General features: G+C 33.9%; 23 protein-coding genes. 15 read left to right on the forward strand and 8 right to left on the reverse strand.

Annotation, left to right across the window (positions count from 1 at the left end; translation table 11 throughout):
* Positions 1 to 140: 140 nt before the first annotated feature.
* Positions 141 to 812: an HAD hydrolase-like protein gene (locus RAH41_RS01550; protein WP_331220123.1), complete on the reverse strand. Its 672-nt coding sequence runs from the start codon at positions 810 to 812 to the stop codon at positions 141 to 143.
* Positions 813 to 1,257: 445 nt separating this feature from the next.
* On the opposite strand from RAH41_RS01550, the gene RAH41_RS01555 reads away from it, so the two are divergent.
* Complete coding sequence (locus tag RAH41_RS01555) at positions 1,258 to 1,773, forward strand: hypothetical protein (protein WP_331220124.1); 516 nt, start codon at positions 1,258 to 1,260, stop codon at positions 1,771 to 1,773.
* A gap of 171 nt (positions 1,774 to 1,944) precedes the next feature.
* On the forward strand, positions 1,945 to 2,472 hold the full coding sequence (locus tag RAH41_RS01560) for a DUF418 domain-containing protein (protein WP_331220125.1): 528 nt from the start codon (positions 1,945 to 1,947) through the stop codon (positions 2,470 to 2,472).
* A 174-nt stretch (positions 2,473 to 2,646) separates the two neighbouring features.
* Here the strand turns inward: RAH41_RS01560 and splB are convergent, their stop codons facing one another.
* Both splB and RAH41_RS01570 read right to left on the reverse strand, forming a co-directional pair.
* Positions 2,647 to 3,675, reverse strand: a complete 1,029-nt coding sequence (gene splB, locus RAH41_RS01565; RefSeq protein ID WP_331220126.1) for a spore photoproduct lyase — start codon at positions 3,673 to 3,675, stop codon at positions 2,647 to 2,649.
* Positions 3,672 to 3,935, reverse strand: a complete 264-nt coding sequence (locus tag RAH41_RS01570; protein ID WP_331220127.1) for a transcriptional regulator SplA domain-containing protein — start codon at positions 3,933 to 3,935, stop codon at positions 3,672 to 3,674. Before RAH41_RS01570 ends, splB begins: the two co-directional genes overlap by 4 nt.
* A gap of 444 nt (positions 3,936 to 4,379) precedes the next feature.
* On the opposite strand from RAH41_RS01570, the gene RAH41_RS01575 reads away from it, so the two are divergent.
* The 4 genes from RAH41_RS01575 to RAH41_RS01590 all read left to right on the forward strand — a co-directional run bounded on the left by RAH41_RS01575 (position 4,380) and on the right by RAH41_RS01590 (position 6,363).
* Entirely contained in the window at positions 4,380 to 4,820 is a 441-nt protein-coding gene (locus RAH41_RS01575; protein ID WP_331220128.1) for a MarR family winged helix-turn-helix transcriptional regulator, read from the forward strand.
* A 37-nt stretch (positions 4,821 to 4,857) separates the two neighbouring features.
* A complete protein-coding gene (locus tag RAH41_RS01580) occupies positions 4,858 to 5,496 on the forward strand; it encodes a nitroreductase family protein (RefSeq protein ID WP_331220130.1) in 639 nt (212 codons plus the stop codon).
* A gap of 49 nt (positions 5,497 to 5,545) precedes the next feature.
* The gene (locus RAH41_RS01585) at positions 5,546 to 5,839 is read left to right on the forward strand and encodes a putative quinol monooxygenase (protein ID WP_331220131.1); all 294 of its coding nucleotides are present in this window, start codon (positions 5,546 to 5,548) and stop codon (positions 5,837 to 5,839) included.
* 350 nt (positions 5,840 to 6,189) lie between these two features.
* The gene (locus tag RAH41_RS01590) at positions 6,190 to 6,363 is read left to right on the forward strand and encodes an asparagine synthase (protein ID WP_331220132.1); all 174 of its coding nucleotides are present in this window, start codon (positions 6,190 to 6,192) and stop codon (positions 6,361 to 6,363) included.
* 127 nt (positions 6,364 to 6,490) lie between these two features.
* Here RAH41_RS01590 and RAH41_RS01595 read toward each other — a convergent pair whose 3' ends face one another.
* Positions 6,491 to 7,765, reverse strand: coding sequence for an MFS transporter (locus RAH41_RS01595; protein ID WP_331220134.1), 1,275 nt, complete (start codon positions 7,763 to 7,765; stop codon positions 6,491 to 6,493).
* A 204-nt stretch (positions 7,766 to 7,969) separates the two neighbouring features.
* Here RAH41_RS01595 and RAH41_RS01600 point away from each other — a divergent pair, with 204 nt between their 5' ends.
* A complete protein-coding gene (locus RAH41_RS01600; protein WP_419471546.1) occupies positions 7,970 to 9,205 on the forward strand; it encodes a sulfite reductase subunit alpha in 1,236 nt (411 codons plus the stop codon).
* Positions 9,206 to 9,365: 160 nt separating this feature from the next.
* Here the strand turns inward: RAH41_RS01600 and RAH41_RS01605 are convergent, their stop codons facing one another.
* The 4 genes from RAH41_RS01605 to RAH41_RS01620 all read right to left on the reverse strand — a co-directional run bounded on the left by RAH41_RS01605 (position 9,366) and on the right by RAH41_RS01620 (position 11,504).
* A complete protein-coding gene (locus RAH41_RS01605; protein ID WP_331220138.1) occupies positions 9,366 to 9,728 on the reverse strand; it encodes a YciI family protein in 363 nt (120 codons plus the stop codon).
* Positions 9,729 to 9,963: 235 nt separating this feature from the next.
* Positions 9,964 to 10,254: a hypothetical protein gene (locus RAH41_RS01610; RefSeq protein WP_331220140.1), complete on the reverse strand. Its 291-nt coding sequence runs from the start codon at positions 10,252 to 10,254 to the stop codon at positions 9,964 to 9,966.
* 109 nt (positions 10,255 to 10,363) lie between these two features.
* The gene (locus tag RAH41_RS01615; protein WP_331220142.1) at positions 10,364 to 10,879 is read right to left on the reverse strand and encodes a hypothetical protein; all 516 of its coding nucleotides are present in this window, start codon (positions 10,877 to 10,879) and stop codon (positions 10,364 to 10,366) included.
* A gap of 160 nt (positions 10,880 to 11,039) precedes the next feature.
* Complete coding sequence (locus tag RAH41_RS01620) at positions 11,040 to 11,504, reverse strand: hypothetical protein (RefSeq protein WP_331220143.1); 465 nt, start codon at positions 11,502 to 11,504, stop codon at positions 11,040 to 11,042.
* 316 nt (positions 11,505 to 11,820) lie between these two features.
* Between RAH41_RS01620 and RAH41_RS01625 the strand changes: the two genes are divergently transcribed.
* The 8 genes from RAH41_RS01625 to RAH41_RS01660 all read left to right on the forward strand — a co-directional run bounded on the left by RAH41_RS01625 (position 11,821) and on the right by RAH41_RS01660 (position 26,484).
* Positions 11,821 to 12,486 carry a DUF2642 domain-containing protein gene (locus tag RAH41_RS01625; RefSeq protein ID WP_331220144.1) on the forward strand — a complete coding sequence of 222 codons (666 nt, stop codon included), beginning with the start codon at positions 11,821 to 11,823 and terminating at the stop codon, positions 12,484 to 12,486.
* A 415-nt stretch (positions 12,487 to 12,901) separates the two neighbouring features.
* Entirely contained in the window at positions 12,902 to 14,257 is a 1,356-nt protein-coding gene (locus RAH41_RS01630) for an arsenic transporter (protein WP_331220146.1), read from the forward strand.
* A 35-nt stretch (positions 14,258 to 14,292) separates the two neighbouring features.
* A complete protein-coding gene (locus RAH41_RS01635) occupies positions 14,293 to 14,955 on the forward strand; it encodes a DUF2642 domain-containing protein (RefSeq protein ID WP_331220147.1) in 663 nt (220 codons plus the stop codon).
* An 877-nt stretch (positions 14,956 to 15,832) separates the two neighbouring features.
* The gene (locus RAH41_RS01640) at positions 15,833 to 16,450 is read left to right on the forward strand and encodes a hypothetical protein (protein WP_331220148.1); all 618 of its coding nucleotides are present in this window, start codon (positions 15,833 to 15,835) and stop codon (positions 16,448 to 16,450) included.
* A 24-nt stretch (positions 16,451 to 16,474) separates the two neighbouring features.
* Positions 16,475 to 17,329 carry a sensor histidine kinase gene (locus RAH41_RS01645; RefSeq protein WP_331220149.1) on the forward strand — a complete coding sequence of 285 codons (855 nt, stop codon included), beginning with the start codon at positions 16,475 to 16,477 and terminating at the stop codon, positions 17,327 to 17,329.
* Positions 17,326 to 17,952: a response regulator transcription factor gene (locus tag RAH41_RS01650; protein WP_331220150.1), complete on the forward strand. Its 627-nt coding sequence runs from the start codon at positions 17,326 to 17,328 to the stop codon at positions 17,950 to 17,952. Before RAH41_RS01645 ends, RAH41_RS01650 begins: the two co-directional genes overlap by 4 nt.
* A gap of 399 nt (positions 17,953 to 18,351) precedes the next feature.
* The gene (locus RAH41_RS01655) at positions 18,352 to 22,164 is read left to right on the forward strand and encodes a S8 family peptidase (RefSeq protein ID WP_331220151.1); all 3,813 of its coding nucleotides are present in this window, start codon (positions 18,352 to 18,354) and stop codon (positions 22,162 to 22,164) included.
* A 519-nt stretch (positions 22,165 to 22,683) separates the two neighbouring features.
* Positions 22,684 to 26,484 carry a S8 family serine peptidase gene (locus tag RAH41_RS01660; protein ID WP_331220152.1) on the forward strand — a complete coding sequence of 1,267 codons (3,801 nt, stop codon included), beginning with the start codon at positions 22,684 to 22,686 and terminating at the stop codon, positions 26,482 to 26,484.
* The last annotated feature ends 238 nt before the right edge of the window (positions 26,485 to 26,722 follow it).

Raw genomic sequence — 26,722 nt, forward strand, 5'->3', positions numbered from 1 at the left:
AAAGAACGGATTAATCAAATGCTCCTCAGTGCTTGTCAAAACTCAAATAGCATCACAGTAAAATATTTGCGTGAGATATAAAAAATAGCCATTTCATTAAAGAAACGGCTAAATTCTTATCCTATTAAAGCTACATTTCGTTAATAAGATGCGATGTTTTCAATCTTTGGTAATGTGGTTTTTAGCTCAATTAAGTCATCTATTACAAAATCAGCCTGAGCTAGTTCATCTTCTTGTGCAAAATTAAAGTTACATCCAATTGCAATTAACCCATTATCTTTAGCTGCATTTATATCAGATAGACGGTCGCCAACCACTGCTGCATGTGTGATTTCGTATTTTTTTATGATTTTTTTGACTAAATCACCTTTATTGAGTGTTTGGATTTGTTGAATACTAAAGGTTTCAGTAACCCAACTATTCAAACGATAATAACTCACAATTTCTTGTAAATATTCCACTAATCCATTGCTCGCTATGTAAATTGAATAATTATTTTCTTTTAAGTAACTGAAAATTTCCTTTACATTTGGATATAAAGCCCCTTTTCCGCTTCTTATGTTTTCAATTAACCTTTTTAGAAAATAGACATCAGTTTGTTTTCTTACCTCATTGGAGTGGTTAGGTAACAAAGCTTCCCAAACTTTAGGTAAAGGTACACCCATTATTTCACGGTATTTATCAATAGGCGTGATTGTATCCCATAAATTTAGTGACCGTAAATGGTTAAAAGTATCATCAAGTGACAACTCTAATATTTTATCTGTTTGAAATAGAGTCCCATCCATATCAAAAATAAGTGATTGTAACATTGCATTCTCTCCCTCTTTGCTACTGCTTAAAAACTTATGTATCAATTATACAAAAAAAACGAAAGTTATCCTTGATTATTCAAAAGCAACAATGTTTACGAAAAGAGCCTGTTAAAAAAATAAAAATTTTTTGAGAGAAATTATATATTAAGAGAAGTAATCATTTTGTTAACAGAAAATCTAAAACTATATGAAATAACTGGTGGGAACAATCGGCTACCATACTCTTTTATACCTTTGCTGAAGGAAAATATATATCCCAATCAAAAAGTCGTTCAAATCACACAACAAAATGATTGGGTAATAAGTTATACAAAAGATTTTAAGAGAAAAGAAGAAAGCTCTTTTAATAGAAATTAAGTGTAAAGTGATATTTTAATGCTCTTCTTTGCTAAATACCTGATCTCTTTATAATGAAAAGAACTAAAAAATTGGAGTAGAGTAGATGGGAAAACTAGTCGGTTCTTCGGAAAATCGGATTAACATATTAGATGCACTTCGTGGTTTTGCTTTATATGGAATTTTTACGATAAACATAGCTTCATTTACAATTGGTGGTCCGCCTGGATTTGTTAAAAGTAACAATGAAATTGACAATTGGGTGACCACAATTTTGCTATTATTAGTTGAATCAAAATTTTTCACTCTTTTTTCTTTCTTATTTGGAGTAGGGTTTTCAATCCAACTAATTAATGCGAGTAAAAAAAATAAATTATTCATTCCACAATTTACTCGTAGGTTACTTGGATTATTTTTATTTGGACTAGCGCATATTTATTTTTTATGGGATGGTGATATTTTATTACTTTATGCACTTGTAGGGTCAATCTTACTTTTATTTAGGAATTATAGTGAAAAAAAACTTATCAAATGGGTAGGTGGACTACTAATTATACCTATTTTATTACTTATATTAGTATTGATTATCATAACAGTGTTGAGAAATATACCAGAGTATTGAGTTCAAATACATCATGTTGATGTTTCTTTATTCAATGAATTTAAGAAAGGACAAATTGAATCCAATTATCTTTTAACAAATAGTGCTTTTTTTCAAGCAGCTAAAGAAAGAATAGTAGGTTATATTGGAATTTTCCCTTTACTATTTTCAAGAATTCCCTCAGTATTATCTATGTTTTTACTAGGTTATTTTGTAGGGAAAAAAGGATACTTAAATGATATTGAAAATAATAAACAACTATTCTCCAAAATTGCAAAATGGGGTTTGGTCATTGGTTTATTATTCAATTCAATTATCATTTTAATGTTTGAAACGCTTCCTCCGTTATCAAGTGTAATTGTTTTGTTTTTCAACCAGTTTTTAACAGGTCCAATATTATCATTAAGTTTTGCATCATGTTTTATCCTATTATTTAAAAATAATCATTTTAATAAATTATTAAAAAACTTTGAGTATACAGGACGATTAGCTTTATCAAATTATATTTTCCAATCAATTATCTATTCTATTTTATTCTATGGTTACGGGTTAGGATTATATGGGAAAATAAGTACTTGGCAAGCAGTCGCTATTACTTTTTTCATTTATTCGACACAGATTTACTTAAGTAAACTCTGGTTAAAATATTTTAGAATAGGACTGTTAGAATGGTTTTGGAGAATGATAACGAAACTAGAAATTCATCCCATAAAAAAATAGTTTAAAGAAAAGACTCCCTTAAATTAACAGAACAATTAGTTAAATAAGGGAGCTATCTGTCTTTTTGTAATTTGCAAGGGAACGAATCAGCTTACACTATTATAAAAATCTTATTCTAAAGGCTTCTGAGATAGCCCCTTATATACTCCTATGTAAAGTTCAAGAATATAACTCTCACGTGAAATATTCCAATTTTGCATTCGGGAAAAATTTTTCCATGTAGCGATAAAGGGTAGATTTTAAAGCTTCTTCTTCTTCTTTTTGATAGATGTATTTTCCAATGCCATACTTACCCCACTTATACCGTCTTTTTTCTTCATCTAATTCTAATTTTGTCATAGGGTAGTTTTTTTCAATTACTCTTTTTGCTGGTTTTGTAAAACGATGTTGAATAAACTCAAAAGTTAAATCTTTTTTTGCTTCGGGTGGGAGTTCCGCTTCCAACCTTTCAAACATATGAAGATAACCTTCTTCCCATCCTTCGTGCAGATAAATTGGTGCTACGATAAAACCAAGAGGATAACCAGCTCTTGCTACTTTTCCTGCTGCCTCAATTCTTTTTTCCAATGGTGAAGTCCCAGGTTCAAAGTTCTTGATCACATAATCAGCGTTAACACTAAATCGAAATCGAGTTTTTCCATTATGTTTTGCATCGAGTAAGTGATCCACATGATGAAATTTTGTAACAAATCTCAATTTTCCATACTCAGATTCACCAAAATGTTCTATCGCTCTTTTTAATGTATGTGTTAAATGATCAATTCCAACAATATCGGACGTACAAGATGCTTCAAACCTTGTTATTGAAGGTGCTCGCTCCATCATGTATTTGTCAGCAGTTTCTAATATTTCATCGACGTTTACATATGTACGGATATACGGCTTGCTACCCATAGTAGTTTGTAAATAGCAATAATGACAATGCCCCATGCAGCCGGTTGCGAAAGGAATTGCATATTCTGCTGATGGCTTTGAAGTGTCAAATTTAAGTGTTTTTCTAACCCCGACAACAAGTGTTGACTTTGCCACTCTGTATCTTTGAAGATCGTTTTCGCCTGGGAGATTTCTTACTTGATTATGCGAAGTTGTATGGCGAATTTCGAGCCCCATTTTTTCAAACTTTGCCTGAAGCTCTCTTCCTAATGGATAATCTAATGCACTTGGTTCGAAATATACTAGCTTTGGTGTAAAAGGCTTATTCATTCAAATTTCTCCTCAGTAGCATCTCCATAATAATAATTATATGCTTGGTTAGCTTCTTCTTCAGTAGAATAAACAGCCATCTCACTTGATAGAGGGTAATAAGTTTCATATAAAAATAAGGCTAACTCATTGGGGTTTTCTGGATTGTTTACAACTGCTGCAGCTTGAATATTTGCTACATTTTGTGTATGGGGATTTCGGTAAAAAACATAGACAATATCTCCAGGATGATAAGTCCGATTATCGTTGTAGAGTTCCATTTCATCACCTTTCTTCTTACAATTAAATTTTTACTATTTACTAGGTTTTATGTTTTCCTTAGTTAGGAAAATTTATGTTTATATGATAGTGAAAGTTTTTCCGACAAAATCAATGAGCGTTTCTTTAAAAATTGCAAAATAAATTTAATGCATAATTGTTGGGAAAGTTATACAGTATGTAACCGTTCTTAGTAAAAAGGTCTCATCCTTTTTTGACATGAAACCTCTGGGTGACAGATGCATTATGTGAGATTAAAAAAGAAACGAAATTGAAATTGAATCATCTGAAATTTAAAACAACATTAAATTTTGATTTTGTACTTGTTTTATGTGTGACTAGGGTGTATATTAATTGACGTATCAATGTTTGACCCGTCAATGATTGATGTATCAATAATTATTAACTGTTAATAAAATTTCATCATATTTTTTTGGAGGTAGCGCGTGCCTAATACAAAAGAAACAAAAGTACTATCACTGTTAAAAGAATTAAAAGTTCAAATTGAAACAACATTTGAAAAATGTATGGGGATTAGTCAATCACGATTAGAAATTTTAAATCAATTGTTTGAATACGGTGAAACTAGTCAATCTCAACTTCAAAAAAATTTAAAGATTGATAGTGCTGCAATCACTAGACATTTAAAACAACTTGAGTTAAATGGAAAGATCACTAGAAGAAAGTGTGAGACTGATAACAGATTAACGTTAGTTAGATTAACACAAATTGGACAAGATCAAATGTCTAGTTTATGGAAGGAAAAAGTAGAGTTTGTAGAGAAAATGCTTATTGGCTTTACTGAAGAAGAAATTGACCTAACGCTTGAATATTTAAACCGAATACAAAAAAATATGTACCAAATTAATTCTGATCGAGATAACTAAATAAAACTTATAAATTTGTAAAGAGGAGAATACAACTATGACTACGACAACATTAACTAATAATTTTAACGAAATTTTAAAAGGAAGACGCTCAATCCGCAAATATGATTCAAATGTTAAAATCCCAGTGGAGGAAATGCATGAAATTATTGAAACGGCTACTTTAGCCCCTTCTTCAGTAAACATGCAACCTTGGAGGTTCTTAGTAATTGAAAGTGATGAAGCAAAAGCTACATTAGCGCCATTAGCTCGCTTTAATCAATCACAAGTTGAAACTTCTTCTGCGATGATTGCACTATTTGGGGACTTAAATAATTTTGACTATGCTGAAGAAATATATGGCCGTGCAGTTGAATTAGGTTATATGCCAGCAGACGTTAAAGAGAAGCAACTAGAAACACTAAGTGGTTTCTTTGCAAACAGTTCGAAAGAGCAAATGAAAGATACAGTTTTAATAGATGGTGGTTTGGTAGCAATGCAATTTATGCTAACTGCTCGTGCTTATGGTTATGACACTTGTCCAATCGGTGGCTTCGAAAAGGACAAAATTGCAGAAGCATTCGGTATGGATAAAGACAGATATGTTCCAGTTATGTTAATCTCAATCGGTAAAGCTGTTGATGCAGGATATCAATCTGTGCGATTACCAGTGGAACGTGTCGCAGAGTGGAAATAAAAAATAAAAAATACTATATAACAAAACACAATGAAAGAAGGTAAATACCATGATTATTATTCATGCGAAAATGACAATTGATTCATCAAAAGAAACGAAATTTTTAGAGGAAATGACTTCTTTATTAGATTTATCAAGAGCAGAAGAAGGTAATATTTCTTACGATTTGACAAAACAAACAGATAGGGAAAATGAATATATCATGGTCGAAATTTGGAAAGATTTAAATGCTGTTGCCGCACATAATACAAGTGCTCATTTTACAGCGTTTGCTGAAAAAGCAAAAGAATTCCTTACAGCGCCTATTCAAATAAATCTTTATGAAGCAAATAAAATAAAGTAATTTATCAAAAATTGGTTAGTAAAAAATACAAGTGATAATAAATAGCTTTGAAACGAATAAAAGAGCCATTAATGATTTTGGTTCATAATATACACTAAACCTATCTTAAGACTTTTATAAGATAGGTTTTTTTTCAAAATTAAAAATATGTAAGAGTAAAAAGCTAACTTTAAATTATAAGGGTAAAGGAGGAAATCTGATTCTTTAGTGACTTCAATTTCATGAAATTACATAGCTGGATTTTAGATTCATGTTGCTTTTTAATTTTTTACATAGATAGAATTATAATAGCTGATACTAAATATATGGTGTAATTTACATCATAAACTTCGATGTGGAGGTTAACTTATATGACTATTCGTGAAGGTTTAATCCCAACAGTTTTAGGTTCTGCGGTAACAGCTACTGGTTATGCATTGAAGCAAAAACGTGGAACGAATAAAATGATCGCAAATACAATTTTTGGTTTTGGTTTAGCCCATATTGTATTAGGGGCGATTGACTTAGTTGAGCATCGAAGATAGATTAAAAAAAGAGAGTGTTTAGTAATTAACACTCTCTTTTTTCAATCTTTCTATTTAACAGCATTTTCACTTATCCAATTTTAGTATAATAAGGAAAAATCTTCTAATTTGGAAACCCATATCTTTTTTAGTAATTTGTAGTTTTCGCTACTTCTGTATTATTCGGTTCAGATACACGAGTTAAAAAGAAGATACCAATAACAAATAGAATAATAAGACTAAATACACCCATATTGGAATGACCTGTAATTTGAGCCGTCAAGCCGACTATTAATGGTCCCATGATCGATGCAAATTTACCGAAAATATTATAGAATCCAAAAAACTCATTTGATTTTTCTTTAGGTACAAGTTTTGCGAAATATGAACGACTTAAAGCTTGGATTCCACCTTGTGATGTGGCAACGAGCATAGCTAATATCCAAAAGTCTAGAGTAGAATTCAAAAAGTAAGCATAGATGCAAACAATCATATAAATAATGATACCAACATAAAGCATAGATTTACCCGAAAAATGATCTGCAAGTTTTCCATAAATAATTGCAAAAAAAGCAGCAACGACCTGTGTGACAAACAAAATAATTAATAGATTTGTTGAACTGATTCCAAGGTCAGTTCCATAAGCTGTTGACATCGTAATAATTGTCCCAACGCCATCGATATAAAAGAAATATGCAAGTAAAAATATAAATAAAGCACGGTATTGTCGGATATTATTAAAGGTTTTTCCTAGCCTCTTAAAGCTACTTAATACAGGATTTTGTTCAGGTTCAATAAAATAATTTTGGTGAACGTTTCGTAACAAAGGAATTGTAAAAATACCCCACCAGACAGCAGTTATGAGAAAGGCAATTTGACTTGCGAGAGTTGTTGAAATTGGAAGTATCTCCTTTTGAGCTAATACGATCATTGCAATGCTAATGATAAATGGGATTGTGCTACCTATATATCCTAAACTAAAACCTCGAGCGGATACTTTATTCATACGTTCCTCTGATGTAACATCTACTAAAAAAGCGTCATAAAATACATTCGCACCAGCAAAGCCAATAGCTGTGATTGTATAACAAATCAATAGTAAAAGCCAATTATCATTCGGAATAAAAGTAAGTAGTGCAGTAAAAGAAACACCGAGAGTAAAAAAGAAAGTAAAGAGCTTCTTTTTAAATCCCTTATAGTCAGCAATTGTTCCAAGAATTGGACTTAACATAGCTAATAGGAAAGTAGATATTGCGATCGTATAACCTAGATAAGCAGTAGAATCAGACGCACTTATTCCGGCTTTTGAAGCAGAAGCTTTATAAAAAAGAGGGAATACGGCAGTACTAATAATAATAGAATAAGCTGAATTGGCCCAATCGTAGAAAATCCAACTATTTTCTTGCTTCGTAAAACTCTTCATGAGTTTTTTCCTCCCAATGATTAGTAACTGCTTATTTTTAAAATAGGTTATAGATTAGATACTACTAATATTTTATTTATCCTCTTCAGTTTTTAAGTATATTCTCTAAAAATTCCCTGTATTAGAAGTAGACAAAAGGAGAATACGTTAGATTTTGGGACATCTGGCTAAAGAAAAGTATAAAAAAAGGTAAAAAAGTCGTAGATGGTAATACATTATTTCCCACTTCTATGTTATCTTAGTTATATAAACAATTCTTGGAGGTTACGAGTAATGAAATCTACTTTAAACGATACTACAAATGAGAAACTCCCATATTCAAGAACCAATCCATTTCCAGCGACGGTTCTTAAAAATATTAATTTAAATGGAACTGACTCAAACAAGGAAACAAGGCATATTGAATTATCATTGAAAGGGTCAGGATTTACTTATGTCCCAGGTGCTGCACTTGGTGTGATTCCTTCGAATGATCCAGAGTTAGTTGCTGCTCTTATAAATGAAATGAAATGGGATGCAGAAGCCATTGTTACTGTTGGTAAGCAAGGTGAAACACTATCTTTAAAAGAAGCGCTTACATCCTACTTTGAAATTACACTGTTGACTAAAAAGATATTACAACAGGCAGCTGTATTTACAGAAAACGAAGATCTGAAAAACCTTGTGTTGGTTGAAAATGCAACGCAACTAAAGGAATATTGCTATGGACGAGATTTACTTGATATGTTACGTGATTTTGGACCATGGAGTGCATCTGCTCAAGAAATCGTTTCATTACTAAGAAAAATGACACCGCGACTATATTCAATTGCAAGCAGTCTTGCTGCAAATCCGGATGAAGTTCATCTAACAATTGGTGCAGTACGCTACACTGCACATGGACGTGAACGAAAAGGTGTTTGTTCTGTTTTATGTTCAGAACGTATTAAAGAAGGAGATACTCTTCCAGTTTATGTTCAAGCAAATAAACATTTCTATTTGCCAGAGTCTGGGGACAAAGATATTATTATGGTTGGACCTGGAACGGGTATTGCACCATTCCGCTCGTTTATCCAAGAAAGAGCAGTCAATAAAGTCACTGGCCGTTCATGGTTATTTTTTGGAGACCAGCATGAAGCGTCAGATTTCCTTTATAAAAGCGAGTTAGAAAAATATCAACAAGATGGTGTATTAACGAAAATTGATACTGCATTCTCTCGTGATACGGATCAAAAAGTCTATGTGCAACATAAAATGCTTGAAAATAGCAAAGAATTGTATGAATGGATTGAAAAAGGAGCTTATTTCTACGTTTGTGGTGATAAGGAATATATGGCTAAAGACGTTAACGAAGCGCTTATTACGATTCTTGAAAAAGAAGGTTCAATGGATCGCGATGCAGCTGAAGCACATCTTAAAGATATGCAGAAGCAAGGGCGTTATCAACGTGATGTGTATTAAGATTAAAAGGTATAATATTTTATAACAAAAGAAACCCTTCGTTCCAGCTCGAACAAAGGGTTTCTTTTTGTGTTGTTTTTAAGGTCAATTTTTTGCTCTGATGCCTAATATAGAATCACATCTTTTGAATCATTCTTACTCCTATGTTTAGCCAACTAGTCTATTCGAATACTTGACGTAACTCAATCTGTCCTTCTCCAAGACCATGCGGATCTGGTGCCCGCATTGCCCACTCGATGGCTTCCTCGCGAGACTTTACATCTATGAACCAATATCCTGCAATCAACTCATTGACTTCAGCAAAAGGTCCCTCTGTAATAATCGGCGGTTCTCCGGGAACAGGGTAAGAAATACGAATACCGTTGGAGCTTGGATGGAGTCCACCGACTGCCACCAAAACACCAGCTTTCTTCAGTTCTTCATTATAGTTCTTCATCGCAGCAAACATTTGATCCATTTGCTCTTCAGGCATTGTCCCTGCTTCAGAATCCTTTGATGCCTTCACAACCATCATAAATTTCATTTGTAACGCCTCCTCTGGATTTTTAATATTTAATCCTTATACAACGGTAACATTCATACCAGCTAACATCATAATATCTTGGTTCAAACTTCTTAAAGAATGAGGGATTCTATCATTCAAATTTACATCATTTTCAACATAAACATAAAGTTCTTTATTTAATTTTAATTATTTGACATCTGAGTTGCTAAAGTAAATCTTGTTGTTCAACTAAAGCATTCGTTAATAATAAGAGTTATTTATGTAGTTGTGATATGTAAAAGCTTTGTGCTGCAACTAAAATTATAACGATCGATAAGAAAAAGAAGGTAAATGACCAGCTTTTCTTGTTTAAAATATATTGCTCTATCCCCGATAATAACATATATACCGCAAGTGTTATTCCTATAAGTCCAGAATAGAAAAAATTAGTGGGATATGATTTTAAAGAAAGAATAAATAATACTGTGATTGGAATTCCCAATAGCATTTGAATAATTACGATATGCTTTACCCTGTTCTTAAAAAAACGGTCGCTAAATGTCATAAGATGTAAGCCTCCTTTCTATAATAAAAAAATGTGTTTATCTCTGGATCATCGAACATGTTGTTCAACTAGTGAATGCGTTAGTTGCTTAAGTTTTAATAACTTAATATTATAATAATTCTTTAAGCCTTATCTTTAAATAATTTGGCAGGGGTTCTTTTAACATACGATCTATTATATTTGCATTAGCTCCGTGAACTTTTAAATAGAAGAAAAGTTTATTTGCTTTTTCAACTCTATTCATAAGACTGTAAGCGACGTACCAAACTTCTGGGCTACCAATTTGAATATCTTTCCACTCTTTTACCGATATAGTTGGCAAATTACAAACTCCATTTGATGTTATAATAGAAAAATAACCGATTATTTCAACTTTAGGATTATCATTATGTATTAGAAATTTATATTTACTTGCAAACGGATAATCTCCACTACCTATTACTTTTATATCAAAGGATTTAAGTACATTTAATAAATCATTCTTTGGATATTCAATTGTGAGATCCCAATCATTTACTTCATTAGTCAATCCTAAACTTAAAAGTAAACCACTGCCTCCTAGTGCATATTTAATATTATTTTGTTCTAATACGTTAACGACACTTATTAAATTTTTATAATCCATTTTGTAACTACACAACTCCCGGCTAATAAGTTTATATAAATAATATAATTATATACAAATAACCCTTATAGAACTATACTGCCATTACGTTCCGTAAATAGTATTATAGATTTTAATCAACTAGTAAACATCGATTATGTATGCTTAGTTGTACATGATTTTATGATTGATTATAGGAATATAAATCTATGCACCCGTTATATGTATTTCTAAATTTTTTAGTAAAATCATCAACTTTACTAAGTAATAATATCAATGAAGAGTCCCAAAATACCAATTCAACGACTGCATTAGGATGTTGTATTTTAGGATTATCAACCCAAAAATTAGGATTTCCGTCTGCATATGGCTCTTTTTTAATATCATCTAAATTAATTTTTTCTTTTTTATCGAAAGCTGAAAATACACCCCATATTAAATAAAAATCCTCTTTTTCAGCAAGTTTTTTTAGATTTTCACCAGTTATCAAGAACGTATTAAGACGATAATCTTCAAAGTAATCAAGATATTCATCAGAATTAAACCATTCTAAATCGGTTAGAAGCCAATAAAAATCTTTTTCGAGTCCATCGAATGAGTTTAATATATCTTTTAATGTTAAAAACTCCTCTAATATCGTGTTCAATTCTTCACACCTCACAACAATTACATTTATTGTAGCATTTCTTTATAAACTACCAATAAATTAAATATAGAAAATCAACAATATACAGCCAAAAAAATAAAGTAAAATCGAGAAAGTGATTCCTTACCAATGTAAGAAATAAATGTTATTACACATATTCAATCTGATAGAGACATTTTTTAAATGCATATCTTAATTAATAAAAGAATAAAAGTAAAATTGTAGGAATAAATAAATGTAGATTTAGGTAGAACATTATTTACTTTTTAATAAGAAGACAATATAAATATTTAAATTTATAAAGGGGGGAGAAAAGTTGGGCTATCTAGATTCATTATTAGATCGACAAGTATTTGTACTTTTATCTGGAGATATAGCTTTTGAAGGTATTTTAACTGATGCAGGACAAGACATTCTTGTATTATATAATGGTCAAAAATATTATTATATCCCTTGGATTCATGTACATCGAGTACATTTATGTCAACTTATTAAAGACAAGATCGATGCTCCTAACGAACCTTCAATTGCAAATGAAATTGAATTAATTTCCTACAGAAAAGTTTTAACGAATGCAAGAGGGATTTTCTCGGAAATATATGTTACGGGTAATTTGACGTTTCATGGCTATATAACAAGTGTTTTAAGTGACTACATCGTTTTTTATTCACCCGTCTTTAAAATGATGTATATCTCTTTATCCCATCTAAAGTGGCTCTCACCTTATCATCAAAATATAACACCTTATTCAATTGATAATGCAAACTTTCCTATTAATCCATCAAATATCTCCCCTGTGCGCTCATTTGAATCTCAATTAAAAAAAGAAGAAGGAAAACTAGTTATTTTTGATGGTGGGAATGATCCAATGAAAATTGGTTTACTCAATTCGATTGAAAATAGTGTAATTGAATTATCTGTCGCAAATGGGGAAGTAGTTTATTTAAGATTAAACCATATTAAGTCTGTTCATTTGCCTTAAATGAATTCCCGTTTTTTATGAAAATTAACGACAGATTTTATTAATTAGGGAAGCTCTTATTAAAGAGCTTCCTTTTTTTATCGTTTTTTTATAGTAGAAATTATTTAAATATAATTAATCTGAATGAAAGATCATTTCTAGTTTATATAATTAGAAAAAATATAAAAAAGGCAGATCATTTAAAATGTATGTTGAATACCTACTAAATAAGATATTCATTGTGATTTCTCTAAAGAAACTATTGGACAATTGCCACTATAGTTATTTATCTTTAGGGGACATTTGTATTAGATAGGTAAAACAACCATCTTCCATAAAATAATGAAATCATCTAAAACATCATTGTTATTTTCGAATAATAATATAACAAATGGACAAGTTTCATTGGAAAATATTTTATAAGAAGGTGAGTTTTATGAATTTCGACATTCTAATGAGTGCTTCTGTTTTTCTATTAACGATGGCGGTCATTTTTTGGAGACCAAAAGGTATAAATGAAGCATGGCCTGCTGCAATTGGAGCAGTAATCATTTTAATAACTGGGATCGTAACGAAAAGTAATTTAATCGATATTGTTCACAAAATTGGTGAAGCGTCTATTACAATTATCGCGACGATTGTCATGGCGATTATTTTAGAAAGTTTTGGATTTTTCCATTGGTCTGCTGCAAGACTCGCACGTTTAGCAAAAGGGTCAGGACGCAGATTATATTGGTATATCCAGCTTTTATGTTTTTTAATGACATTACTCTTTAATAATGATGGCAGTATTTTAATTACAACTCCAATTTTAATTCTCCTATTAAAAAATTTACGTTTAAAACCACATCAACAAATTCCATATCTCCTTAGCGGAGCATTAATTGCCACAGCTTCAAGTGCACCAATCGGTGTAAGCAATATCGTAAACTTAATCGCATTAAAAATTGTTCATATGACTCTTTATATGCACACAGCTATGATGTTTGTCCCTGCAAGTACAGGATTACTATTTATGTCATGGCTAATGTATATGGTATTAAGAAATAAATTACCAAAACAATTGCCGGTGTCTACCGATGATATTGAAGAGTCATTTTTTATGAAAAATTTTCATCCTTTAAAAGGGAAAATGTCAGTAGAAACAAAACAAAAAAGAACAAAATTTATGATGATTGTTTTAGGATTTGTTTTCCTAATGCGCTGCTTATTATTCGTCGCTTCATTTCTTGGAATACCGATTCAATATGTAGCAGTTCTAGGTTCACTCGTCTTATTAACTTGGAGATGGTATCACTTACGGACAAGCCCTGTAGATATCTTAAAAAAGACACCTTGGCATATTTTAGTCTTTGCTTTTTCAATGTATGTGATTATTTATGGTCTCCATAATGCTGGTTTAACTGCTGCTTTAGTGAAATTTTGTGAACCAATCGTAAATCAAGGCTTATTTCAAGCAAGTTTTATCATGGGTGGACTAGTATCAATTCTATCTAATCTGTTTAATAATCATCCAGCATTAATGGTTGGAACGATTACTCTAACAGAAATGGGACTTGATCCAATTACATTAAAGACGATTTATCTAGCTAATATTATCGGTAGTGATATTGGATCGTTATTGCTTCCAGTAGGTACTTTAGCATCCCTAATTTGGATGCACATATTAAAACAAAATAAAATTAAGATTAAATGGAAGGATTATCTAAATGTATCTTTAATTGTCATTCCATTAACAACAATCGTAACGCTGTTTCTACTATATTATTGGGTACAACTGGTTTTCGCCTAATAATAATTTCAGTCTAATAGAAAGAGGAGATGCAAGTGAGTGATTTACAATCATTAGTTGGCGAAAAAATTTATGTACAATTATCGGGTGGTAATTATTTTGAAGGAATACTAACAGACTATGGTAGAGACGTCCTTGTATTATACAATGGACAAAAATACTATTATATACCATGGCTTCACGTTCACAGGGTTAGTCTAAGTGACAACTATAAAGACAAAATAGATAAACCTACTGGACCTTCAATAGCTGAAGATATTGGAACGATCTCTTATCGTAAAATATTATCAAATGCAAAAGGAATATTTGCAGAGATTTATGTTACTGGTAATATCACATTTCATGGAAATATTATAAACGTATTAAGTGACTATATCGTGTTTTATTCACCAGTATTTAAAATGTTGTATATCCCTTTATCACATTTAAAATGGCTAACACCTTACAATTTTAATGCCAATCCCTATAACTCTGAGTTCAATTTATTACCTGAAAATGCAAATATGTCATTTTCACGGTTGTTTGATACACAATTAAAAAAAGAAGAAGGAAAATTTGTCGTATTTGATGGGGGGCTTGATCCAATGAAAATTGGAGTACTCAAAAGTGTGGAAGATGGCGTCATTGAATTAATAGTAGCAAGTGGTGAGGTCACTTTATTGAGGATCAATCATATAAAATCATATCACTTACCGTAGCAAATGAATTTCGAAGATTTATTGTTATCCTATCATTGCAAATAATCTTCCATTTTCCCATATCACCAATTATGAATCTATTCAAAACTAATGATATTTTTCTAGATAAAGATCCTTTTTAGTTAGGATAAACATTAGGAATTAAGAACATTTAATGTGATTTAATTCTTTGTAATCAAAAATCGGGTTATTTTTTTAGTGAACTATGTCGTTTTACGTCGAAATATAAAAGAAAGTTAAAATTGTGTGATAAGTTCAGTGCATCATTAACCCGGTTGCGAAAAATTCTGGTTATTAACATAATGATTATGAGAAGGTAAATTTGTTTTTAGTATTTTAAACATGCCTAAACTCATTAAAAGTTCTACTAATCAAATATTTAGTACTAAAGTTATAGATAGATATAACTTAAGGTCAATTAATAATTCAAATGAATTAAATTATAATTATGTTGTGTTCCTAATATAAGAACGCAACCGACATTGGCTAGTGGAGAAAAATTCTCTATTTTGCTGGTGGCGGTTTTTTCTTTTTTCTCTTTGTTATAGTTGTCGATTGAGGTGAAATCATGTTTACGTATTTAATACGGAGAATAAGCAGAAATTTATATTATTATACAATTATTCTTGCAGGATACATTGTATTTTTCTCATCTATTTTGTCAATCTCAAAAATCACGAATAGTTTTCTTTTTATTTCCTTATGGATTCTTTTTAGCTTAGTAGAGCTGTTTCCTATGAATTTTGGAAAAATCTCTACCACTCTTAGTTGTTCTATCACTTTTACGATGGTTTCTACGTTTGATATTAGTATAACAATGATTAGTTGGTCCATCACTTACTTATTTATACAGACCTATCAACGCAGAAAGGCGCGTATGATTCTTTTTAATACTGCCCAGCTTATGTTAAGTCTATTCATAGCTGATTTCATAACAAATGATTACTTTTATTTTCAAAACATTACACCAAATGATGGCCATATTAATCTTTGGAAAGTTGTTATATTTACTACAGTTTATTTTCTAGTGAACAATATACTCTGTGACTTGCTACTCCTTCTTTATCAAGAGAATTATACAAAAAAAGCATGGATGCAAAAAAACATTCAAGAAGTGAGTGTCTTGTTATTTGAAATGGGTTATCTTATTGTCATCCAGCTTATAGCCATAAAAGGCTTCGATGGTAAAGAACCATTATTATCTTTACTTTTCTTTATGCCATTAGCAGCTCTTTCCATTATTAGCTATTCCTATTCGAAAGTACAAGAAGAAAGAATGAGATTGAAATCTTTGGTGACAATCTCAACAGAGCTGAATAAAATCGTTTCTGCAAGTCATTTAGGCGGGTTAAGAAAAAAAATAAAGCATGTACTCTCATGTACTTCCTTTGGTATTTTTCTAAAAAAGAATAATCAATGGACCTATTTCCTAGGAGACGGGCTACTTGATAAAAAAGTAGATATAAATACAGAATACTTTGATAATATGCTATAAATTCAGACTATTTCGAATATTTCTTTGAAAAGTCATAATGTATCTGTATTCGATGAAAATGTAAATACATGCTTAATATCACCTTTATTATTTGATGGTGTACATTTAGGCATGCTACTTGTTGGAAAAAGCGGTATGGATAGCTTCTTGTTAGAAGAGATTCATTCAATTACTGCTTTTAGTAACCAATTATCAAGTCTATTAAAAAATAAATTACTTATTTCAGAACAGAAAAAAAATCTTATTCTCGAAGAACGAAATCGAATTGCACGTGAAATTCATGATGGGATGGCGCAAACCCTCGCAGGTTTAGTCCTTCAGTTAGAAGTCTCGCAACGAGCTAATCGTCAAATAGATAATAATGAAGACTCATTAATAGAACACACAATTGAACAGCTACGTACTAGTTTAAAAGATTTACGACAATCAATCTTTGAGCTACGTCCTCAGGTGGATGAGAGAGTCGGGGTGATCGAAGCGATACAACAGAAGGTCGATCAACTGGAGAAAATACACAAGATTCCTATTTCTTTTCATAAAAAAGGAGAAACACTTCAATTTTCGTTTTTAGTTGAAAAAGTCCTTTATAACATTTTTCAGGAAAGTGTTCAAAATACGATAAAGCATTCAAATGCAAATAAAATTGATATCCATCTCTCATATGATCTGGACGAAACCATCTTAAAAGTAAAAGATAATGGTGTTGGCTTTTCTTTATATGAAGTAATTATAAAAAGTCAGAATGAACCTCATATGGGTATTTTGCTTATGCAGGAGCAAGCAGAAAAAATTGACGCTACATTAGATATTGAAAGTTCCCCTGGTAATGGGACAATTATTTTACTTAAAATACCGAATCAAAAGGAGGATAAAATGTGATTCATGTACTTTTAGTTGATGATCATCCATTAATGAGGGACGGGATACGTACAATCATTAATCTAGAATCTGATATGAGGGTGGTTGGGGAATCCTTTACAGGTGAAGACATTGTTTCAATGATTAAACAAACGAAAGCAGATGTTGTGTTGATGGATATTAACTTACCAAATCAAAACGGTATTGATATAACGGCTGAAATTAAAGAAAGTAACCCTAATTGTAAAGTATTAATTTTGACAATGTACGACCATAATGAGTATTTCATGTCAGCCCTTCATGCTGGAGCGGACGGGTATCTACTAAAGGATAGTCCAGGTGAAAAGGTAGTAGAAGGAATTCGCGTAGTGTTTCGTGGTGATTCAATCATTCAGCCTTCTCTAACAAAAAAGCTCTTAAATCATCAAAGGGTAAAACAGTTCATTATAGAACTAACTCACCGTGAAAAAGAAGTTTTAACCGCATTAGTCAAAGGAGTAAGCAATAAAGAAATTGCAGAAGAACTATATATTAGCGAACGGACTGTAAAGATCCATATAAACAAGATATTTAAAAAAATGAATGTAAAAAGTCGTTCACAAGCGATAATCGTTGCTGTTAAAAATCAAATTGTTACGCTTTAAGAAAGGCCCTCCTTAAAGATAAAATTACTTATAAAACGATTAGGTGGCTATTTTATGTTTATAACAGTTTAGTAGGGATTGGTGAGAAATTAAGATTTCTCACCTTTTTCTATTTTCTAGGTAAAGAAGTTTTAATAGAACTTTAGTTCAACTAAAATTAGAACTATTTAACATCATTTTATGCCCTTTTGTTTCATAGTTGAAGTGCATTTAATATGTCATACTATTCTTAGATTATAGTAATTTAAGAACTTAAAATAAATTACCTGTACGGTAGTAGATTGCTATAATAATTGTTTTGTGGATGTAAAGAGAGGGGTGTCGAAAAAATTAATCTTTAATAATTCTATGAAAACAACGGTTATACAGTAAGTGGAAAAGTGAGGGGAAACATAAAAAATGAAGAAGAAAAGAGTAAAGATTTCAAAAACGGCAGGATTAACCATTTCTGCTGCTCTGTTGCTATCATCTGTTCCATTCAGCTCCCATGCAGAAACATCACCGGAAACTAAAATTTTAGCTACTGAGGAAGAGAATCAAAACCAACAAGAAACTGTAAAACAAGAACCAAAATCGCAACTAGGTTTTATTACTGAGGGTGAAACCCGTACAATTACTCTTTTGACAGGCGATGTAGTCACTGTCACAGGAGTTGGAGACGGCAAAACAGTTATTGATGTGAGAAATACAAATGGTATAGAAGATCTTTCACGTATTATGACAATCAATAATGAAACGTATGTCATTCCAGAACAAGCAATGGAATATGTAGCGGCTGACGAGATTGATATGGATTTATTTAATCTAACAAAATTGCTTCGCGAAGGATACGATGACGCAAAGGAAAAATCTGTACCGGTTATTTTGCAGTATGACGAGAACAAAACAGAATCGATGACTTCCGTACCAAAAGCACCAGTTGGTTCTGAGCAAGAGCACGTACTAGAAAGTATTAACAGCGTCTCAGTTACAACAAATAAAAAACATGCAAAAGATTTTTGGAAAGCGATCTCAGGAAAATCGCAATCTACTGCATCCAGAACATCTAGTCCATCTTTTCAGTTAGGTGAAGGGATTGAAAAGGTATGGCTAGATGGGAAAGTAGAAGCAACCTTGAGTCAGAGTGTACCACAAGTAGGTGCACCAATCGCTTGGAATGCAGGCTATAACGGAAAAGGCACGACGGTCGCAGTGCTAGATACAGGGATTGATAAAACCCACCCTGACATTTCAGGTCAATTAGATGAAGCGGTCAGCTTTGTACCTGGAGAAGATGTGACTGACTATCATTTTCACGGTACACACGTAGCTTCTACAGTATTAGGAACAGGTGCTGCTTCAAATGGGTTAAATAAAGGAGTTGCACCGGGTGCGCGTTTAATTGTCGGAAAGGTACTAGCAAACAATGGGTCTGGTCTTAATTCCTGGATTATTGACGGGATGGAGTGGGCATCACATAAGGCAAAGATTGTATCAATGAGTATTGGGACAAATGAAGGAAGCGACGGAACAGACCCGATGTCACAGGCTGTCAATCGTTTAAGTGAGCAAACAGGTGCTTTATTCGTTGTCGCAGCGGGTAATAATGGCGGAGAAGGAACAGTTGGAGCTCCAGGTGCAGCTGATGCAGCGTTAACAGTTGGAGCCGTTTCAAAAACAGATCAATTGGCTTCATTCTCTTCCAAGGGACCTCGTTTAAATGACATGGCTATTAAGCCTGACATATCAGCTCCTGGTGTGAACATACTGGCTGCTCGTTCTCAATTTACAACTAGAGGGAGCGGGATGTATATTTCTAGCAATGGTACATCAATGGCGACTCCTCACGTAGCTGGTGCAGCTGCCATTCTTTTACAAGCGCATCCTGATTGGACTGGGCAGCAAATAAAAGATGCATTAATGAGCTCATCTAAGCAGCTACAAGGTCTCACTCCATATGAAGTGGGAACAGGTCGTCTTGATATTCCAGCAGCTCTAAACAATGGCATATACGCAACTGGCTCTGTGTCGTTTGGATTTTTTGACTGGCCACATGAAGAAAAAGAGCCTATAGCACGTACAGTAACGTATAAAAATGATACAAATTCTGATGTTACATTAAATATTTCTTCAACATTCACAGATGCAGCTGGCAAAAAGGCTCCAGAAGGATTGTTAACGCTATCTAAAGATACAGTAACAGTTCCAGCGAAGGGTAGTACTTCAGTGAAGGTAGCAGTTGACGTAAGCAAAGGTATGCTTGGAGCTCGCTATCAAGGGTATCTATCAGCTAGTGTAGGTGGTAAGACTGTTGCTCGTACTTCATTAGCAATGATAAAAGAAGAAGAGCGTCATAACTTGACAATTAAAGCGATTGACAGAGATGGTTCACCTAATTTTGCATATGCTGTTGTTTATAACTTTGAAACAGCCAAACCTCAGTTAGTCAAAGTAAATGGTTCAACTGATTTACGATTGCTTCCAGGTACATATTCTGTGACGTCACTTATGGATGTCGATACAAATACAGATCATCGAGGGGTAGCTTTTGTAGGTAATCCAGAATTTAATTTGACAAAAGATCGCACAATTGAGTTAGACGGACGAAAAGCCCGTGAAATACAAGTAGAAACACCTAAGAAATCTGAAGCTTCATTTAGAAGAATGGAGTACACACGCGTAACAGCAAAAGGTGGAGTAGGTGAGGCTCTTGAATTGTCAAAAACAGTTGACAAAGTGTATGCAGCTCCTACGGATAAGGTAGAAAACGGAAGCCTTGAAGTGGCATCCCGCTGGCGTATGATCAAGCCGATCCTTACAATGAAACTAAAAGGTTATGAATTTGATGACCTTCCACAAGGGGGCAGTACAAATCTAGACGGAACATATCAACTTCCTATGATTTATGCAGGAACCGGTACGGCTTCAGAATATGATGGACTAAATGCTAAAGGAAAAGCAGTTGTTATCCATCGTAATGACAATGTGAAACCATCTGATCGAGCACAAGCAGCGATGGCAGCAGGTGTAAAACTGTTAATCGTAGTCAATGACAAGCCGCAGGAATCAATGACTAGTTATGTTCCAGATGCATACGCAAAAATACCTTTAGCGATCACATCAGTTAGTGGTACTGAAGGAGAGGAACTTGTAGAAGCGGCACGTTCAGGAGATTTGAAATTGAATGTGCAGGGAACAGAAAATTCACCATACTTATATGATTTAATTAAAGTGTTTAATGATACAATACCAGATGAAGAATTAGTCTATGCACCACAACCAGAAGAATTAGCAAAAGTAGATAGCCGTTATTATTCAGATCGACCAGCAATCGGTTCGGAATGGCGTTTTGATTTCCGTCCAAATCGCTCGGTAGATAGAAGACTTGCTTGGGAAGTTATGAACTTACCGGCAGAACGCGAGGAGTGGGTATCAGCTCCTGCGGGATCTTCATGGTTCCAAAAGTCATCGGTAGAGAAGTTTGATAATTTACGTGACTGGTGGGAAATGAGAGCTGAGAAGCAAACATATCATCCAGGCCAACAATTGGAAAGTCATTGGTACAAGCCAGTCGTAGAACCTTCTTTCGGTCCTGGATTTATTTCTCCTTATCGTGAGTCAACGATGCTATATGTGAGTACGCATTCTTGGGGTGATTCACAGATTGGACATGCAGGTTTCTTTGGAAACGGAGGTACACATTCTAAGTTGTATCAAGGATCTTCACTCATTTCTGAAAAGGATAATGAAGCTTTAATTGTGTTTGCTTCAAACTTGATTCCAAAAGAACGTAAGCAATATACCATGATATCTGATTCCAAACGTGATCCGAACAGATGGAGTAAATCTCCTCAAACACATACCGAATGGACATTTTGGTCAGAATACTCGGAGAAAAAAACAACTCTCCCAATGCTTGATTTACATTTTGATGTAAAAACAGACCTAGCAGGAGATGTACCAGCAGCAAGCTCAACCAAACTAAAACTATCAGCAACTCATTTACCAGACGCAGTATTAGCTGGTAAAATTGAAGGTGCAACACTTGAGGTTTCATTTGATGAAGGAAAAACATGGAAACAAACTAATTTAACTCGTGAAGGTGAAGATTGGTTTGCAGATCTTAAACTTCCTAACAACCCTGGTGGTTCCGTATCCCTTCGTGCAAGTGCATGGGATGATGTAGGCAACAGCATTAAACAAGATGTGATAAAAGCATTTGGATTAAAATAAAATTTAGCCCTTTCAAAATCAACTTATGATTTTGAAGGGGCTTTTTTTAAAATAGTAAACTGTTACATTCTTATCTTATAAAAATTGTTTAGTTCTAGAAATTGTTCACATTCACCTGAAAATCATTCTAACTGAACATAGACTTGACTAGTAAGAATCTTTGAATTCCATCTTTCTAGTTAAAATTTACTACCGGGTTATTTCGCTCGTTGATGTGATAAAAATTTGTCGAATTTGTTCTAGAAGCCTTGGGAAACTTGAAAACATTAGGGAAAGATAACCCGTACTGTCTTACTCGATATAGTATTGTTTTAATTCGGAATTAAATGAATAATTAAATAGTGGAAGTGATTCCGTGAGAGATTCATAGAGGCTTTATGGTTATGCTAATCTAAAAAATAATCGGAAGTGATCCAAACTTTCTACTATTGAAAACATAGTTCTAATTTAGGGTCTTTAAGACTCTATGAATCTACGAAAATAGTTAAAATGGTAAAATTAAAAGATTGGGGAAATGGTATGAAAAAGAAACGAAAAATCTCAAAACATGCGGGAATAGCGGTATCTGCTGCACTATTGCTATCATCAGTACCGTTAATGACACAAGCAAAAACATCCTCTGAAACCTCACAAAATAACTCTGTTGAGCAAGTGAAAAACGATGTCGTTGATGAGGGGCTTAATCAGGACCCAGTATTAAGTTCGCTTGAGAATGGAGAAACACGAACTATTACGTTAATTACGGGTGATGTTGTCAAGGTAACAGGCGTTGGGGATGGAAAGTCAATCATTGATATAACAACTCCAAATGGTGAAGAAGATCATTCTCAGATTATGACAATTAATAAAGAAACATTTGTTATTCCAGAACAAGCAATGCCATATTTAGCAGCAGACAAGTTAGACGATAATTTATTTAATATTTCAAAGCTTTTAAAAGATGATTATGATGACACGAGTCAAAATACGTTACCAGTCATTGTACAATACAAAAAAAGTAAAACACGGTCAATCGATGCAGAATCTGTACCTGATGCACCAGAAGGATCTACTCAGACTCATGTTTTAGAGAGTATTAATGCTGTATCGCTATCTACAAAGAAATCAAAAGCAAAGGACTTTTGGAAATCAGTAAATACTGGTATCAATACAAAACCTATTAAAACAAAAATGGCGAATGAGCAAGTGGAAAACGGTATTGAAAAAATTTGGCTCGACGGAAAGGTAGAAGCGACATTAGATAAAAGTGTGCCACAAGTAGGTGCTCCTACTGCATGGTCGGCTGGATATGATGGGACAGGAACAAAAGTAGCTGTCCTTGATACAGGTATTGATAAAGACCACCCAGATATTATAGGACACTTGGATGAAGCCGTAAGCTTTGTACCAGGTGAAGATACAAAGGATTATAATTCTCATGGTACCCACGTTGCTTCCACTGTACTTGGATCAGGTGCCGCTTCAGGCGGGAAATTAAAAGGAGTAGCACCAGGTGCACATTTACTTGTAGGAAAGGTATTATCGAACAATGGTTATGGTCTGAATTCCTGGATTATTGAAGGAATGGAGTGGGCTGCACATCATGCGAAAGTCGTTTCAATGAGTATATCTTCCTCAGAAGCGAGTGATGGAACTGATCCAATGGCTCAAGCCGTCAATCGGCTAAGTAAAGAGACGGGAGCACTGTTTGTAGTTGCTGCAGGAAACAATGGTGGCGAAAGTACAATCGGTTCACCAGGTGCAGCTGATGCAGCCCTTACAATCGGAGCTGTATCGAAAACAGATAAGTTAGCTTCCTTCAGTTCTAAAGGGCCTCGTATTGGGGATTTAGCCTTGAAGCCTGATCTATCTGCACCTGGAGTCGATATTGTTGCAGCCAGGTCTCAATATGCATCGTCAGGAAGTGGCTACTACATGTCCAAAAGCGGGACATCAATGGCAACACCACACGTAGCCGGTGCAGCAGCAATTATTTCACAAAGGCATCCGGATTGGACTGGACAACAGATTAAAGATGCTTTGATGAGCTCAACAGTTCAACTGAAAGGACTAAATCCTACTCAAATTGGAACAGGGCGTTTGGATATTCCGGCAGCTCTTGGGGATATTCATGCAACAGGTTCGATCTCGTTTGGATTTTTTAAATGGCCTCATGATGATAAAACACCAGTCGAACGTGTTGTTACATATTACAACGATAGCGATAAGGACGTCACATTAGATCTTTCTATTTCATTTACAGATGCAAACGGCCAACCTGCACCTAATGGATTGATCAAGCAATCTGCTGACAAGGTAACAATTCCAGCAAAAGGAACAGCGACTGTTCAACTATCACTTGACGTTAGTAAAGGGGCTTTAGGAGCTACTTACCAAGGTCAATTATCTGCAAGTTTAGATGGAAAAGTTGTTACCCATACGTCAATGAATATGACAAAAGAAAGTGAGCGTTATAACCTTACCTTAAATGCAATTGATAGGGATGGATCACCGAACTTGGCTTATTCTTATGTCTATAACTTTGAAACTGGTACCTATCAGAAAGTAGCAGTTGACGGCACCAAAACTTTACGCTTACCACCAGGTACTTACTCTGTTATGTCAATGATGCAAGTAGATACTAAAACAGACCATCTTGGCGTTGCCCTTGTGGGGGATCCAGAATTTGAACTGAAAGAAAATAGTACATTAGATTTCGATGGACGAAAAGCAAATGAAATAAAAGTTAAGACACCAAAAGCATCAGAATCTTCATTCAGGAGAATGGAATATACACGAATCGCTCCAAATGGTGGAATAGGTCAATCTATACAGCTACCGAATACAGTAGACAAAGTGTATGTTGCCCCTATTAAGGGAGTAAAGTTCGGTAGTTTTGAAACAGCAACTCGCTGGCGAATGGTTAAGCCAATTTTAACGATCAAACACAATGGGGTGGAACTAGATGATTTCCCTCAGTTAGGAAGTACGAATCTTGATGGAACGTATCAATTAGATACAGTCTATGCAGGAAAAGGTGCAACTGAAGATTATAATGGGCTAGACGCAAAAGGAAAAGCAGTTATTATTAAACGAAGCGATGAGGTCGATGAATACGACAGAGCAAAAGCAGCAATTGCAGCTGGTGTAAAATTACTGATTGTAGTGAATGACAAACCACAAGAATTAATTGAATCTTATGCAGGAAATGCTTATGCAAAAATTCCTCTTGCTGTTGCGGCAATTAGTGGGACAGAAGGAGAGAAGCTGATCGCTGAAGTACAAGCAAATGATATTAAATTGAATGTAAAAGGGACAGCAAATACACCTTATTTATACGATCTTGTAAAGGCATTTAATGGTTCAATTCCTGATAATGAAATCGAATATGCTCCAGATGAAAGCGAATTAGCTAGAGTAGATAGTCGTTATTACTCAGATCGACCAGCACCCGCAGCAGAATGGCGTTTTGATTTCCGCCCAAATCGTTCAGTTGACACAAGACTTGCTTGGGAACCGATGAGCTTCCCAATCGAACGTGAAGAGTGGGTATCTGCTACAGAGGGCTCAACTTGGTTACAAAAAGCTCTTGTAACTGACAACAAATGGGAAATGCGAGATGGAATTGTTAAATACAATCCTGGTGAACAGTTAGAAAGTAATTGGTTTAAGCCTGTTGTGCGTCCATCATTTAGTAAGGATTTTTTTGCTCCATACCGTGAAGGCAACTTTATCTATTTAAATACACCGGTCTGGGGAGATGGGCAATTCGGACATGCAGGTTTCTTAGTAAACGAATATGCGGATGATACTATTTCAAGTCTATATATAGGTTCTACACTGATTCGTCAAGTGAAAGGCGGATCATTAAACACAAGCAAATTTATTCCAAAAGAACGCACTCAATTTAAACTGATTGAGGACTCACATCGCGATCCAGCACGTTGGCATACGTCTACACAAACACACACTGAATGGACATTCTGGTCGGATTACGAAACAAAACGAGTGACAGTGCCATTACTTGCTTTAAACTATGATATTGATACAAATTTGGCAGGGGATGTAAAGGCTGGAAGCTCGACTAAATTAAAGTTTTTTGCATCACATATAGAAGGTGCAAAAGGAGCGGGACAAATTGAGGGAGCAACTCTAGAAGTTTCGTTTGATCGTGGAAAAACATGGGAAGCTGTAACCTTAACTTCTGAGGAATCTGGTTGGGTAGCAAAATTAAAACTTCCAAAACAACCAGGAGGTTCTGTTTCACTTCGTGCAAGTGCATGGGATGATGCAGGGAATCGCATTAAGCAAGATGTAATTGATGCTTTTGGTTTACACTAATAATATAGTTTTTTAAAAAAGGTCCTATTCAAAACGGAAAAATCTGTTTTGGATAGGACCTTTTTAATATGAAGTTGAAAGGAAAAATGCAGATTTCCAGTTTAAGCATTTTCGAGGTCGATAGTTAATCAGTCTCACTGCTCGAGTTACTTTTGCTAAATGTTCCTTTTGGGAAAAATTCACGTACTACCTCGCTGCCATGAAGAGTAGGGATCGGCAATATAAACGTGTATAGGTA

The organism is Gottfriedia acidiceleris (assembly GCF_036421055.1).
Lineage (GTDB): Bacteria > Bacillota > Bacilli > Bacillales > Bacillaceae_G > Gottfriedia > Gottfriedia acidiceleris_C.

Coding starts and splice junctions, on each gene's coding strand:
- RAH41_RS01610 (WP_331220140.1), bottom strand. CDS start 10,254: ATGACATTTAGCGACCGTTTTTTTAAGAACAGGGTAAAGCATATCGTA.
- RAH41_RS01600 (WP_419471546.1), top strand. CDS start 7,970: ATGGTAATACATTATTTCCCACTTCTATGTTATCTTAGTTATATAAAC.
- RAH41_RS01550 (WP_331220123.1), bottom strand. CDS start 812: ATGTTACAATCACTTATTTTTGATATGGATGGGACTCTATTTCAAACA.
- RAH41_RS01640 (WP_331220148.1), top strand. CDS start 15,833: ATGATTCTTTTTAATACTGCCCAGCTTATGTTAAGTCTATTCATAGCT.
- RAH41_RS01590 (WP_331220132.1), top strand. CDS start 6,190: ATGACTATTCGTGAAGGTTTAATCCCAACAGTTTTAGGTTCTGCGGTA.
- RAH41_RS01605 (WP_331220138.1), bottom strand. CDS start 9,728: ATGAAATTTATGATGGTTGTGAAGGCATCAAAGGATTCTGAAGCAGGG.
- RAH41_RS01660 (WP_331220152.1), top strand. CDS start 22,684: ATGAAAAAGAAACGAAAAATCTCAAAACATGCGGGAATAGCGGTATCT.
- RAH41_RS01630 (WP_331220146.1), top strand. CDS start 12,902: ATGAATTTCGACATTCTAATGAGTGCTTCTGTTTTTCTATTAACGATG.
- RAH41_RS01585 (WP_331220131.1), top strand. CDS start 5,546: ATGATTATTATTCATGCGAAAATGACAATTGATTCATCAAAAGAAACG.
- RAH41_RS01570 (WP_331220127.1), bottom strand. CDS start 3,935: ATGGAACTCTACAACGATAATCGGACTTATCATCCTGGAGATATTGTC.
- RAH41_RS01655 (WP_331220151.1), top strand. CDS start 18,352: ATGAAGAAGAAAAGAGTAAAGATTTCAAAAACGGCAGGATTAACCATT.
- RAH41_RS01595 (WP_331220134.1), bottom strand. CDS start 7,765: ATGAAGAGTTTTACGAAGCAAGAAAATAGTTGGATTTTCTACGATTGG.
- RAH41_RS01580 (WP_331220130.1), top strand. CDS start 4,858: ATGACTACGACAACATTAACTAATAATTTTAACGAAATTTTAAAAGGA.
- RAH41_RS01615 (WP_331220142.1), bottom strand. CDS start 10,879: ATGGATTATAAAAATTTAATAAGTGTCGTTAACGTATTAGAACAAAAT.
- splB (WP_331220126.1), bottom strand. CDS start 3,675: ATGAATAAGCCTTTTACACCAAAGCTAGTATATTTCGAACCAAGTGCA.
- RAH41_RS01555 (WP_331220124.1), top strand. CDS start 1,258: ATGGGAAAACTAGTCGGTTCTTCGGAAAATCGGATTAACATATTAGAT.
- RAH41_RS01560 (WP_331220125.1), top strand. CDS start 1,945: ATGTTTTTACTAGGTTATTTTGTAGGGAAAAAAGGATACTTAAATGAT.